The organism is Microbacterium sp. ZW T2_14 (assembly GCF_044987405.1).
GTDB lineage: Bacteria > Actinomycetota > Actinomycetes > Actinomycetales > Microbacteriaceae > Microbacterium.
The window spans coordinates 1-13,736 of sequence record NZ_JBJDRK010000052.1; the positions used below are offsets into that span (position 1 = coordinate 1).

Annotated in this window: 10 protein-coding genes; 2 read left to right on the forward strand and 8 right to left on the reverse strand. The window is 70.8% G+C overall.

The window, feature by feature from the left end:
* The first annotated feature begins 222 nt into the window (after positions 1–222).
* Positions 223–1,764 (forward strand): PspC domain-containing protein, encoded by a 1,542-nt coding sequence (locus ACI3KY_RS16010; protein ID WP_404931141.1) that lies wholly within the window; start codon positions 223–225, stop codon positions 1,762–1,764.
* Between the two features lie 8 nt (positions 1,765–1,772).
* Entirely contained in the window at positions 1,773–2,261 is a 489-nt protein-coding gene (locus ACI3KY_RS16015; RefSeq protein ID WP_404931142.1) for a hypothetical protein, read from the forward strand.
* A 9-nt stretch (positions 2,262–2,270) separates the two neighbouring features.
* Here ACI3KY_RS16015 and ACI3KY_RS16020 read toward each other — a convergent pair whose 3' ends face one another.
* From ACI3KY_RS16020 to ACI3KY_RS16055, 8 genes are all read right to left on the reverse strand, one after another.
* Complete coding sequence (locus ACI3KY_RS16020; protein ID WP_404931143.1) at positions 2,271–2,759, reverse strand: glutathione peroxidase; 489 nt, start codon at positions 2,757–2,759, stop codon at positions 2,271–2,273.
* Positions 2,760–2,778: 19 nt separating this feature from the next.
* Positions 2,779–3,240: a MarR family winged helix-turn-helix transcriptional regulator gene (locus ACI3KY_RS16025; protein WP_404931144.1), complete on the reverse strand. Its 462-nt coding sequence runs from the start codon at positions 3,238–3,240 to the stop codon at positions 2,779–2,781.
* Positions 3,241–3,316: 76 nt separating this feature from the next.
* Positions 3,317–4,384 (reverse strand): peptidase C39 family protein, encoded by a 1,068-nt coding sequence (locus ACI3KY_RS16030; RefSeq protein ID WP_404931145.1) that lies wholly within the window; start codon positions 4,382–4,384, stop codon positions 3,317–3,319.
* 1 nt (position 4,385) lies between these two features.
* A complete protein-coding gene (locus ACI3KY_RS16035) occupies positions 4,386–5,960 on the reverse strand; it encodes a dipeptide ABC transporter ATP-binding protein (protein WP_404931146.1) in 1,575 nt (524 codons plus the stop codon).
* Positions 5,957–6,817: an ABC transporter permease gene (locus tag ACI3KY_RS16040; RefSeq protein WP_404931147.1), complete on the reverse strand. Its 861-nt coding sequence runs from the start codon at positions 6,815–6,817 to the stop codon at positions 5,957–5,959. Before ACI3KY_RS16040 ends, ACI3KY_RS16035 begins: the two co-directional genes overlap by 4 nt.
* A complete protein-coding gene (locus ACI3KY_RS16045; RefSeq protein WP_404931148.1) occupies positions 6,814–7,809 on the reverse strand; it encodes an ABC transporter permease in 996 nt (331 codons plus the stop codon). Before ACI3KY_RS16045 ends, ACI3KY_RS16040 begins: the two co-directional genes overlap by 4 nt.
* The gene (locus ACI3KY_RS16050) at positions 7,806–10,451 is read right to left on the reverse strand and encodes an ABC transporter substrate-binding protein (RefSeq protein WP_404931149.1); all 2,646 of its coding nucleotides are present in this window, start codon (positions 10,449–10,451) and stop codon (positions 7,806–7,808) included. Before ACI3KY_RS16050 ends, ACI3KY_RS16045 begins: the two co-directional genes overlap by 4 nt.
* A 142-nt stretch (positions 10,452–10,593) precedes the next feature.
* On the reverse strand, positions 10,594–13,671 hold the full coding sequence (locus tag ACI3KY_RS16055) for a hypothetical protein (protein ID WP_404931150.1): 3,078 nt from the start codon (positions 13,669–13,671) through the stop codon (positions 10,594–10,596).
* Positions 13,672–13,736 lie beyond the last annotated feature (65 nt).

The window sequence follows — 13,736 nt, forward strand, 5'->3', positions numbered from 1 at the left end:
GTCCTGCGCTCGCCGCGCCGCGTCCCGCCGCCGCCGGCCGCTCCCGTCGCCCGCGGGTGCCGCGCGCGAGGTCGCCGCGGGAACGGTGACCGGCGCGTCGGATGGCATGCCGCCATCCAATCATCGCCCGCCGCCCCCGACCACACCCGGGCGCCAGGATCAGGGAAGGGTCAGGGGATCACCCCATAGCGTGCGGCACACCGCGCCCGCCAGGGTGGAACCATGACCGACACCGCCTCCGCTCCCCCCACCGATCCCGGACCACCGCCGCCCGCGCCCCCCGGGGCGCCGAAGGCATCGGAGCGGTTCTTCGACTGGGTGCGAGGGCTCGGCGTCGCGCGCGGCGACGCGTGGCTCGGCGGCGTCTGCGGCGGGATCGCCGCCCGCCTCCGGATCGATCCGCTCATCGTGCGCGGCATCTTCGTGGTGGTGGCGCTGCTCGGCTTCCCCGCGCTGCTCGTCTACGCGATCGCCTGGGCGGTGCTGCCCGACACCGAGGGTCGCATCCACCTGCGCGAGCTCTTCCACGGCCGCTACGACCCGGCGATGACCGGCGTCTTCATCCTCGCCGCCGTCGGCTTCATCCCCGTGGTGCCCTGGCTGCGGAACCTGCTGCTGTGGCCCGTGTGGGCGGTGTTCGGCGGGTATCCGTCGTCGATCTGGGACCTGGGCTCCCCGTGGGGCGGCTTCGGGGTCATCATCGCGCTCGCCCTCATCGGCCTCGCCGTGTACTTCATCGTCCGGTCGGCACGCACCGACCGGTCCCCGTGGGCGGGTGCGCAGAGGGCTTCCGCGCAGTCCGCTCCCCCGGTCGCGTCGCATTCGGGTGACGACGCGACCGCTCCCCTCGCGGCAACTGCTGCGGGCGTCGTGGACTCGGCCGGTCGGGCGCCGGCCGAGTCCGCGACCGGACCCGCCGGCCCCGACGACGCGGAGGTCTCCGATTGGCGCGCAAAGCAGGAGGCATGGCGCACCGAGCACCACAGCTGGCAGCGCAGCCAGCAGGACGCGGCCCGCGCAGCCCGCGAGCAGGCGCGACGCGAACGCGAGACCGCCGGCAGCGCCTTCGCCCTGGAAGCGGAGGAGCGTCGCCGCATCCGTCAGGCCACCCGACCGCGCACGAGCTTCGTCTTCGTCCTCACCGCCCTCGGCGCCGCCCTCGTCGCCGGCTCCCTGGCCGTGCTGGTGACCGCATCCATGCCCTTCGCCGGGGCGGTCGGCGTGTTCACCGCGGCCTTGGTCACCGCCCTCGCGATGGTCGTCGCTGGCGTGGCGCGCCGCCGCAGCGGGTTCCTCACGGCGGTGACCCTCGTGCTGCTGGTGGTCGGCGTGTCGGTGGCCGCGGCATCCGGTCCCGATCGCTTCGCCGTCGGCGACGTCAACGTCGGCACCGCCACCTACGAGCAGGTGATGGTGCAGCCGTTCGGCAGCACCTACATCTCGGTCGATCAGTTGTCAGGGTCCGAGGACGTCCGCGCGGGAGGCATCGTGCTCACCAAGGGCGCGGGCGGCACCGACATCGCCGTCTACCCGGGCACGTCGCTCGATCTCGACGCGACGCTCGGCGACGGGGTCGTCTCGTACACCCGATCGCCCGGTTCGGACGGTGGTGCCGTCGAATCCGGCACGGTCGAGCCGGGCGGCGACGGCACCCTCAGCTGGAGCGTCGACAACGAGCTCCCCGGCACCGATGCCGTCACGACGCAGCACATCACCCTCGACCAGCGCACCGGCTCGGTGCAGGTCACGATCTACGAGAAATGAGCCCTGCGATGAGCACTCCAGAAACTCCGGATGCCGCAGCCGGCGCCGACACCCCCACCGCCGAGTCATCGACCCCGGTCGGGCTCGCACCGCCCGTTCCCGCCGCGCAGACTGTCCCCGCCACCGCGGACATCGCTCCGCCACCGTTCGCCGACACCCGGCCGCCCGCGTGGGAGCCGCCGACGGCGGCGCCTGCGCTGCCGGAGCCCGCGGCATCCGTCGATCCCACCGGCCCACGTGTCCGCTGGGCGGGGATCGTGTGGGGCCTCGTCCTCGCCGCCATCGCCGCGGTGGCGCTGTGGATCCTGCTCGACCCGGCCCGCCAGGCGGCGCTGACCTCCTGGCTGGTGGACCTCAACCCCGCGACCGCGATCGCGATCGCGGTGCTCCTTCTCGGGCTGTTCGCCCTCATCACCGGCATCGTCGGCATCGCGCGCCGCGCACAGCGCGGCCTCGAACGCCGCCGCGCGGCATCCGTTCCCGGTCGCGTCGCCTGAGCGACGGGACTACTCGGCCGGCAGCCAGGCCTCGATGGCCTCGACGACTTCGGGGGCATCGGGCTTGGTCTGCGGCGCGAACCGCTTGACCTCACCCGACGGGCTCACCAGGAACTTCTCGAAGTTCCACGTGATGCGGCCTTTCTTGCCGTCGACGTCGGGCGTTCCGGTCAGTTCCTGGTACAGCGGATGCGCGTGGCGGCCGTTGACCTTCACCTTCTCGGCCATCGGGAAGGTCACTCCCCAGGTGGTCGAGCAGTACTCCGCGACGGCCTCTTCGGTCGACAGCTCCTGCAGGAACTGGTTGCTCGGGAAGCCGATCACGGTGAAGCCGCGGTCGGCGTACGCCTTCTGCAGCGCCTCGAGCTGTTCGTACTGGGGCGACAGTCCGCACCGCGACGCGACGTTGACGACGAGGGCGAGCCGCCCGTCGGCGATCTCGCCGAAGGTGGTGCTCTCTCCGTGAATCGTGGTGACGGGGATCTCTTCGAGGGTCATGCGTTTCCTTCCGTGGCGTTCATGAGGCGATGGATGCCGCGCGGGCGTCGTAGTCGCGCATCGAGGTGCGCAGCGAGCGAAGCGTGCCGATGACGGACTCGGCGTCGGCGGGCGTGACCTGCATGGCCTCGGCGACGCAGCGCTCGATGTGCCCCAGCTCTCCGCGCACCGCGAGGGCGTGCGCGGTGGCGGTGATCCGCACCGAGCGGCGATCGGTGGACCGGTGCTCGCGCTCGAGATACCCCATGCGCTCGAGGCGGCCGACCAGGCCCGACACGCTGCTCGCGTCGAGGCAGAGCGCCTCGGCGAGCTCGCCCGGCGACACCTCGTCGCGCTCCCACACCACTGCGAGCACCATGAGCTGCTGATATGTCAGCCCCCAGGGCTCCAGCAGGTCGCGGTAGAGCTGCAGCGTCGCCTGCATCGAGGTGTACAGCGCGAAGCAGACCGACGATTCGAGCGGCGCCGCGGTCGTGGTCATGGCGAAAGCTTTGCATACAAACTATTGGGATACAAGAGAACGGATGCCGCGACCGCAGCATCCGCCCTCCGACGGCTCAGCCGACGCGCGTGAAGACGATCCCTCGATAGCCCTCGGCACTCCAGCGCACCAGCTGGTCCAGGTCTTCGGGGAGGACCGGCATCTCGTGGACGTCCACCCACGTCTCACCGGCGTCGACGTTGATCCAGGGGTCTTCGACGATCACCGCGTCGCCGACGAGCGCGTGCGCCACGATCCAGTGCGGGCCGGTCTCGCCGTGCATCGGCGCCTCGTCGATCAGGAGCAGCGCACGCTCACCGGCCCCGACGCGGCGTGCCAGCTCCGCCACGTCGACACGATCACGACGCACCGGGATGCCACGCTCCCCCGCCTGTCGCAGCGAGTCCTGCTGGAGCTCGGCGCGGAAGGAGCGGTCGAAGCCCGTGAAACCCTCGAGCAACGCGGGGCCGTCCGTGTCGAGGGCGACCTCGACGGGTGCACCCAGGTGATCGTGCAGCGCCACGGCGAGGCCGACGGGCTCACACGCGGGGTAGTTGCTCGCCCGGCGCCAGAACCCGATCTCGGTGTCGCGATCGGTGTCATCCCCGCGGAAGCCGCCGCCAGCGCTGCCCTCGGCGGCGATCAGTGCGGCCACCGCGCCGCAAGTGAACAGCGTCGTCTGCGCGTAGTACCCGGGTTCGTCGTGGTGCGGCGAGGAGAGCCAGCGGACGAAGCCGCCCACGTCCTCCGTGCCGACCGCGGCCCATGGCCGGCGCATGGCGACGAAGCCCTTCTCGGCGGCGAACTCCGGCAGCACGGCACCGACGGGAATCTCCCACTTGACCGCCGCATCGCCGAGGGCGCGCGAGCGCGCGATGATCGTGTCGAGGAGCGCGGTCGCCGCCGATTCGTCCCGCCACCAGACGTCGACGATCTTCACAGCCGCCGTGGCCGGTCGGCCGCTCGTCAGCGCCGCCGTGATCGCCGCTCCGTTCGCGTCACGAGACACCCACGCGGTGGCGCGGTAGCCCTCGCGGGAGAGGCGCCACCGGCCCAGCCGCTCGGCCGGGACCCCGAGGGCCTCCAGCTCGTCCGCGACTGCAGCCGGTGATGTGTCCGAGTGGAGGCGGAGTTCTACGGCCATGTCAGTTCTCTTCCGATGGGTCGAAGGTGGTCGTGTTCTCGCGCTGCGCGGCCGCGACGAGCATGGCCGTGTACTCGTGCCGGGGTTCGTTCAGCACCTGGGCACAGGTGCCGGTCTCGACGACCCGGCCGTTCCACAGGACTGTCACCGTGTCGGCGATCATGCGCACGACCGCGAGGTCGTGCGAGATGAAGAGGAGCGCGATGCCGAGTTCCTCGCGTAGCCGCATCAGCAGCGCCAGGATCTGCGCTTGGACTGAGACGTCGAGCGCCGACACCGACTCGTCGCAGATCAGCAGCCGCGGTTGCGGCGCGAGCGCCCGGGCGATCGCGACGCGCTGGCGTTGGCCACCCGAGAGCTCGGCGGGCCGCTTGCGCGCGAATTCGGCCGGCAGGCCCACCATCTCGAGAAGGCCGGCGACATCGCTCGCAGGGCGATGCGCCACACCCAGTGCCTCCCGCAGGATCGCGCCGACCGACATCATCGGGTTCAGCGACGAGTAGGGATCCTGGAACACGATCTGCATCTGCTCCGGAGCGCGCGATCTCCGACCCGGAGCCAGCATCGCCCCCTCGAAGGCGACGGACCCGCCGTCTTCTGTCTCGAGCCCGGTGATGCATCGGGCGAGCGTGGACTTGCCAGAGCCCGACTCGCCGACCACCCCCGCGATCTGTCCGGCTCCGATCTCGAGCGAGACGCCGTCGAGGACGGTCCGCTCCCCGAAGTGCTTGACGATCCCGATCGCGCTCAGCAGAGGCGTACTGGTGGCATGTGGGATGTCGTCAACGGCGCGAGGCTCGGTGACCGCGATCGTCGGGTCCGCTTCGATCAGCGCGCGTGTGTAGGGGTGCTGCGGGTCCGCCAGCACCGCCGAGGTCGCCCCGCGCTCGACGACCTCCCCATGGCGCATCACCAGGACGTCGTCGCTGCGGCCTCGCACCATTCCGAGATCGTGCGAGATCAGGATGACGCAGAGACTCCGGGCCTGCTGAACCGAACGCAGCAGATCCAGGATCTCAGCCTGGTTCGAGGCATCCAGCGCCGTCGTCGGCTCGTCCGCGATGATGAGTTGCGGGTCTGCCGCCAGCGCCGCCGCGATGGCCACGCGCTGCCGCATCCCGCCCGAGAGCTCGTGCGGGAAGGAGCGCGCGACGTGCGCCGGAAGCTTCACCTCCGCGAGCCGCTCCGCCACGGCGCGATCACGGGCAGCACGCGGCAGCCGGCGCCCGGCCGCGGCATCCGATGTCCATGCGATCTGATCGCCGCAGCGGTGCACCGGCGACAGGCTCGTGAACGGGTCCTGGAGCAGGAGCGTGACCGTGCCGCCGCGCACCGAGCGCCAGACCGGCTCGGAAGCGTCGAGAGGGAGCCGGCGGTCTCCGATCCGGACGGAGCCCTCAGCGCGGAACCCGCGGGGCAGCAGGCCGACGAGCGACTTCGCGGTGAGGGTCTTGCCCGAGCCCGACTCGCCGATGATCGCGAGTGTGCGCCCGGGCTCGATCCGGACGTCGAGCGGCTTCACCATCGGGCCTTCATGGCCGATGACCACGAGACCTTCGACCTCGACCCCGTTCACAGCGCCTTCCCCACCTGCGAAAGCCGCTGCCCAGCCCAGTCGCCGACGAGGTTGACGGCGGATGCGACGGCGATGATCAGCACGGCCGGCACGATGACCGCGGCGGGATTGTCGAACATGATCGCCCGATTGTCGGTGAGCTGACGACCCCAGTCCGGGGTGCCAGGGGGAACGCCGACGCCGAGGAAGGACAGCGACGAAAAGGCGACGAGAGCGAAGGCGACGTTGAGCATGACATTCGTGAGGACCAGCGTCGAGACGTTGGGCAGGATGTGCCGGAACATGACCCGCCATCGTGAGAGCGAGAGCATCCTCGCGGCCTCGATGTAAGGCCGGGCCGACTGCTCGAGCACTCCCGCCCGCACGATGCGGATGTCGGACGGCGAGAAGAGCAGGATCAGGAGGACCACAGTGACCCAGTAGCCGCCGCCGAAGACCCCCGACACGACGATCGCGGCGAGAAGAACGGGCAGGGCGAGCAGCAGATCCGTCCAGCGACTGATGACCACGTCGAGCCAGCCGCGCTCATAGCCGGCAAGCGTGCCGAGCACGATGCCGAGAACCATCGAGCCCACAGCCACGCAGATCGGCCCGATCAGTGCCGACGCGGCGCCCGCCACCGTCATCGCCCAGACATCTCGGCCGAGTTCGTCGGTGCCGAGGGGGTGGCCCGGTGAACCCACCGGCAGAAGGCCCGAGAGGATGTCCTGCCGCATGGCGTCGGGGTACAGCGCTCCCCCGAACACGACGCCGAGAGCCACGAGCGCGAGGATCGCGAGAGCGACGATCACCACGATGGACGGGCGGCGGCGGCGCGGCCGAGTCGGCGTGGCGAGCAGATCGATCGCGGCGGTCATGCGCGGACCGCCTGACCGCGGATCCGGGGATCGAGCAGGAGATACGCGAGGTCGGCGAGGAGGGCGATGACGGCGATGACGATGGCCACCAGCAAGGTCAGCGACTGCACCACCGCGATGTCCTTGAACAGCACCGAGTCCTGCAGGAGCGTGCCGAGTCCCGGGAGGGCGTAGGTCGTCTCGGCGAGCACCGTGCCGCCGACGAGGAACGTCAGCACGAGGCTGGCGCCGGTGACGATCGGGATCGCCGCGTTGCGCAGCGCGATGCGGTGCACCTGCGACTCGGGGATGCCTCGGGCACGCGCCGCCGTCACGTAGTCGGATTCGAGCTCGCGCAGCATGGCCGCGCGAGTGAGCTTGACGACGATCGCGCCCAGCCCGAGCGCGAGCGTGATCGCGGGGAGCACGAGATGCCAGAGGCTGTCGAGGCCGCCGTCGCCTGCGCCGTACACCGGGAAGATACGCAGATAGTACGCAAACACGTACAGGAGCAACAGTCCGACTGCGAACGTGGGGGCGCTCAGCCCGATGACGGCGAGGCTGCTGGCGATGCGGTCGGCCCAGCCGCCTGCCCGCACGGCGCTCTGGACGCCGAGCGGGATGGCCACGGCGAGGGCCACCACGAACGCCAGCGCGCAGAGGGCGAGGGTGATGCCGACGCGCTGGCCGATGGCATCGGCCACGGGCACCTGCAGGCGGATGGACTGACCCAGGTCGCCGACGAGGAAGGCGCCGAGCCACTTCAAATACTGCAGCCAGACCGGATCGTCCAGGTTGTACTGCTCGCGCACCGCGGCCACCGCCTCCGGCGAGGACGGGCGGTTGCCGAGCAGGTTCTTGACGATGTCGCCCGGCGCCAGGTGCATCAGCGAGAAGATGACGACCGACAGCACCAGCAGCACCGCCAGCGTGCCGAGCACGCGCACCGCCAGCAGCCGGCCGGCCGACCGGTACCGCGATGCGCGCGCTCGGAGGGGAAGGGTCAGCGTCACTGGCCCGCCCGGTACAGCTGCGTCGGCCACGACGAGATGAAGGCGAACGAGCTGTAGTCGTTCATCCCCAGATCCTTCGCGAACGCCGTCGCCGACTGGCCCCACCACAGCGGGATGTTGACCGCGTCCTCGGCCTGCAGGGTCTCTGCCTGCACGAGCAGGTCGACGCGGGCGGCCGGGTCTGCTTCGGCACCTGCCTGCGCGAGCAGATCGGTGATCTCGGGGTTGTCGTAAGCGGCCGGGTTGCCCGCGCCGAGCAGGTAGCTCGGGACCTCGGCCGGGTCGCCCAACGTCGAGAAGTACCACATGAGACCCACGCCGTGATCGGAGGAGGCATCCAGGCTCGCGAGCCACTCCTCGATCGGCACCTCGCGCACATTGAGCGTGATGCCGATCTCGGCGAGGTTCTGCGAGAGCGCCTGGGCGGCTGTGCCCAGCTGCGGACCCGTGTTGGGCGTCAGCAGCTCGACCTCGAACCCGTCGGGCACCGACGATTCGGTGAGCGCGGCCTTCGCGGCATCCAGGTCGTAATCCCACTGCGGGATCTCGGCGAGCGTGTCGCGCGCCTCATCGGCGTCGTAGACCTTGCCGAGCGACTCGGGCGTCATGATCGCGGTGGCGGCTTCGCCATGCCCGCGCAGCAGCTTCTCGACGTAGGCGTCGCGGTCGACCGCATGGGCGAAGGCCTCGCGCACCTTCGGGTCGTCGAAGGGGGCGATGCTCGTGTTGAAGTACAGACCGACGTACGAGAGGTCGTTGACGTAGTCGACACGCATGGTGTCGAGGCCCTCCCATTGCTGGGACTGGGCGAGCGGCACGTTGAACGCGACATCCACATCGCCCGACTGCGCGGCGAGCAGACGGGTCGACTCGTCGGGGACGAAGTTGACGGTGATCTCCTTCACCTTCGGCAGGTCGCCCCACCAGGTGTCGACCCGCTCGAAGGTCACGTGCGAATCGGGTGCAAACTCGGTGACCTGGTACGGTCCGGACCCGAGCAGCAGCGCGTCCGGCGTGCCGACCTTGCCCTCGTTCGCCTCCCAGAATGCCTGGGACGTGATGAAGGCGGCTCCGCCGGTGCTCATGTTCGCCGCGAAGGCCGCGTCGGGCTCGGTCAGTGTGATCGTCACCTCGGCGTCGCCGGTCTTCTCGATGGTGTCGACGTTGGTCAGGTAGTACGCGAGCCCCGGTGAGCTGGTCTCGTCGCGTGCCTGCTCGAGACTGAACACCACGTCGTCGGCGGTGACGGGTGTGCCGTCCTGGAACGAGGCGTCGTCGCGTAGTTCGTATACGTAGGTCAGGTCGTCGGTCTGCTCCCACGATTCCGCGAGGCCCGGCTGAATCCGGCCCTGCGCGTCGATGGACACGAGGCCTTCCTGCGCGATGGAGGCGATGTAGTAGTTCAGGATGCCAGCCTCCTGGCCGACATAGAGGCTCGACAGCGATCCCGGCAGGGCGACGGTGATCTGCTCGATCTCCGCGCCGGTGTCGGGACCCGTGTCTGTCTCGGGTGCGGGGCTGGAGCAGGCGGCGAGCAGCAGCGCACTCGCCGCGGCGACCGTGGCGGCTTGCGCGATGCGGGCTGTGGACGGGAACGGCATGGTGAGGTTCTCCTCGGGTAGGGGGGCTGTGGTGCGGAATCGGGCGCGGTGCCCGTCGCTGCGACGACGGGCGTCGAGGATGGCGTCGACCTCCGCCGGCGTCGGACGGTGGGCGGCGAGGGTGCGGATCGCCGCAGCCACCGCGGGGATCGACGCCGCCTCGACGAGGGTCGTGGCGGACATCCGCCGCGTGAAGGAGGGCGAGAGCCCGCGGGCCCTGAGGCCCGTCGGCAGCATGGCACCGGCGAGGTCCGACTCGGCGACGAAGGCCGTTCCCACCCCGTGAGCGGCGAGCGCGATGGCGGCATCGGGCCGGCTCACGACGAGATCGTCGCCGCGGTCGGCGCGGCCGACGGCGGCCGCGACGACGTCGCTGCATGTTCCGCCTCCGCGGATCCAGGCGTGCGGGGCGAGGGCCGCGGGATCGACGCGCCCGCCGGGAGCGTCGATCTCGGCGGCCGTGAGTGCGACCACCTCTTCGGCGAAAAGGAATGTGGCGCGCATCCCGTTGCGGCGAGGGGTCGCGCGCCGCGTCCCACCGACGGCCGCGTCGATGGTGATGGCGACATCGGCCCGGCCGCTGCGCACCATGTCGATCGCCTCATCCGACGCGGAGGTCTCGTGGAGCGAGACCTCGATCCCCGGGATCTCGACCGCGAGTCTCGCGAGCGCCGGGGCGATCACGTGGGCGACGCTTTCGACGGGCGCGGCGAAGCGCACGACACCCGTACGGCGCCCGAGGATGCGCGCGAGCTCGGTGGCTGCAGCAGTCAAGCTGGCGTCGATGCGCGGGGCGTGCTGGGCGAGGAGCGCACCCACCGGTGTGAGCGTCGCGGCCCGGGCAGTGCGGGCGACCAGGCTCGCCCCGAGACGCGCCTCGAGGCGCTGGACGTGCTGCGTGATCGTGGGCTGCGTGTATCCGAGAGAGCGGGCCGCGGCGCTGATCGACCCCTCCTGTTCGATGGCCACCAGGATCCGCAGCGAGTGCACGTCGAGCGCCCTCGTCAGGGCATCGATCTCCGGTGCCACGAACTCATCCATAGGTGGATGCTATTCATAGTCAGATTTCTATGGTGTAACAATATGTCTCACTACGACGCACAACGACGCTGGCGCAGCGTCGCGGCAGCAGCCAAGCGATCCGCGGATGCCGCGACCGGGCTCGCTCGCCAGCGCCGAAGGCTCAGCGTGCGGTGTCCGCCGGCGTGGTCTCCGCGGCCCGAGCCGCCCGCCGGCGCGACCACGGCAGCGCCAGCGCGACTCCCACGACGAGCAGCACAGCGCCGAACCCGGCGGCGGCCCACGCCGTGGCATCCGGGATCTCGAGGTAGGTCGTGATGCCGAGGATCCGCGCGAGGCCCCACGGCAGCAGACCCATCTCGTCGTTCCACGCCGTGAGTGCCGTCTCGAGGCCGATCACGCCGATCGCGGCGGCCGGCACCAGCAGTCCAGCGCCGACGGCCGCCAGCACGAACCCGGTCGCGCGCCGCGCGCGCACCTGGGCGGCGAGCGCCCACCCGGCCGCGACGAAGACCCAGACGAACAGCGCGAAGGCGACCGCGCTGTAGATCGTGCGGAGCACGGGCTCGGTCCAGAAGGCGAACCAGTATCCGCCGGGACCCGTGAACGACAGGGCGAACAGCGTGAGGATGCAACGCAGCATCACGACGCCGCCGACGGCGGCGATGACCGGCCACGGCGACCGGCGCCAGAGGAGCAGTCGGACCACGAGGGCGAACAGCGCCCAGGCGCCGATCGTGACGACGAGATGCGTCCACGAAAGGAACGAGGTCTGCACCGCCCGTGTCGCGACCAGCAGCGCGGCCGGCACGACGAGGAGCAGCCAGCGGTCGAGCTCGAGCATGCCCAGTGTCGATTCCCGCGCCCGCCACGGACGGGTCGACGCGATCCACGTCGCCCGGGCGGCGGCGGCTCCGGGCCTCGCGACCAGGCGCGTGCGCGCGGCGACCATGCCGATCACGACCCACGCGATCGCCAGCACCAGCAGTCCGCGGGCGAGCCACGCCATCGTCAGGTCGCGCGTGGCGCGGTCGACGCCCAGCTGGGCGGCCGTGAGGTTGAACGCCGGGTAGTCGAGGTTGCCCTCGTACCGCTCGAGGTGCGTGGCGGCGAGCGTCTCGTAGGCGGCGCGATCGGCATCCCACGCGCCGTACGACTCGGGCGAGAGCGTGTCGTGCCACTCGCCCTGGTGCAGGATCATCGCCCGGTACGCCTCGAGCAGCCGCAGGGTGTCGAGCTCGTACTCGAGCGTCCCCACGAAGGCGTCGCGCATGTCGGCGGAGTGCCAGGTCGCGGCATCCGTCCCGGTCACCAGCTCTTGCATCTTCTCGACCGCGGCGACGGCCTGCGCGCCATCGGCGATGGCGGCGTCGATGCCGGCGCTCGACGCGGCGTCAGCGTCCGCACTGTCCCGCACGATCGCGTAGAGCACGTCCAGCACGGCGGAGTCGCCGGTGAGGATGTCCCACTCGAAGATCCACATCATGGGCGGCGGCTCGAGCCCGATCGCGAAAACGCGCTGGTCGGCGAACTGCTCGATGTACATCCCCTGTGCGATCGCGTCGCGTGACAGGGTCATCGCCTCGGCGATGGCCTGCACGGTCGCAGGGTCGTCCGAGAACCATTGCCGCGCCCAGTCGGCGGTCACCTCGGCGACGTCGGTCTCGGGGTCCTGCGCGAGCGCGGCGGCCAGCTGCGTGTTGAGCTCGTACAGCTGCCAGAAGCCCGACTTGAGGTACAGCGACATCGGCCCGGCGCGCCAGGGACCGCCGTCCTGCGTCCACACCCACACGCCCTCGATGCGGTCGTTCGCGGCCAGCAGCTGCTGCAGGGCCGCCTGATACTGCGGGCCCAGGTCGTTCGGGAGGGCGCCGAAGTTCTCGAACTCGCGACGGCTCTGGAACTCCACGATGCGCCGCTGCGCGCCCTGCTCGAGTGTGTGGTTCAGCGGCAGCCACGTGTAGAAGTCGCCGAGCGTGTACTTGGTCGACACGATGAGCGCGGGCGAGTCGATGCCGTCGAGCACCGCCTCGTACGACGCGTCGTTGGTGTGCATGTCGCCGACGGCGCCGACGCCCACGCTCCACGTGCGGAAGATGACCTCGCGATCGGATGCCTCGGCCTGCGCCGTGAACGCTCCGAGCATCGTCCGCACCGCGTCGACGGTGGTCACTTCGAGCGCGGAGTAGTAGTCCCAGCCGCCGACGTCATAGACGGGACCGGCCTCGCCGATGCGGATGAGCACGCCGTCGAGTGCGGGAACCGCCTTGTACAGCTCGTCGAGGCCGGCGGCGTAGACACTCCAGAAGTCGGGGTTCGCGGTGTCGAGCGAGCCGAACCGGTCGATGAGGTAGCGCTCGAGCGGCCCGGTCAGCGCGAGCATGTCGGTGCGGAGGAACACCTTCACGCCCAGCTCGTCGGCGCGCTCCCAGAACGGCGCGAACGCCTTCCGCAGGGCCAGGGCCTTGTCGCGGTGGTCGTCGCCTTCGGCGTAGACCGCGCCGTCCGGCACGTCGTCGAACGTGACGTACTCGACGAACCCGGGGAACGCGACGGCGTTGATGCCGTTGGCGAGCGAGTGGCGCAGGAATCCGTCGAAGTCCTCGTAGGCCGCGGCGAGCGCGGTCTGGTCGATGTACGGCGCCTCGGGCTGCACGACGGCGGCGAACGCGTCGGAGGCGTGCGAGTAGTTGTCGCCGCTCTCCCACTCCGCCGGGTCGGGGATGACGCCCACGGCCCCGAGGTCGCTCATCCGCAACGGCAGACGGGATGCCGCGTGCTCACCGAGCAGGTCGGCGAGAGGCTGTGCCGCGCGCACCTGGGCGGCGAGGTCGTAGATCGCACGCGTCGCGCCGGCCCCGGTGTCGGCCCGAATGGTCAGGGTCGCGGCATCCCCGTCCAGCGTGTAGCCGTCGGCTGCCTCGCCGGAGCCTTCGTCGGCGACGGTGACGGTGAGGGATGCCGCGCCCGCACGCGTGGAGGCATCGGCGACGGCGCCGAGCAGCTCGTCCATCGCGACGTTCACGCGGACGGTATCGGGCACATCGACCGCGGTGATCTCGGGGGGCGCGACGGCCTCCGCCGCAGCCGCCACCACCGGCTCGGCCGGCTGCATCTGCGTGGCGGGTTCGGTGCGGATGCCGAGCGCATCGCCGATGGCGAATGCGACTCCGGCGCCCATCGCCAGGAGCACGATGACCGTGACGGCAGCGAGGATGCCTCGCCGTCGCGCCGTCGTCATCCTCTGATCCTAGGACCGCGCTCCCGGCACTCCCGACCGTCGGCCGAACCCGTTGCATAGGCGTT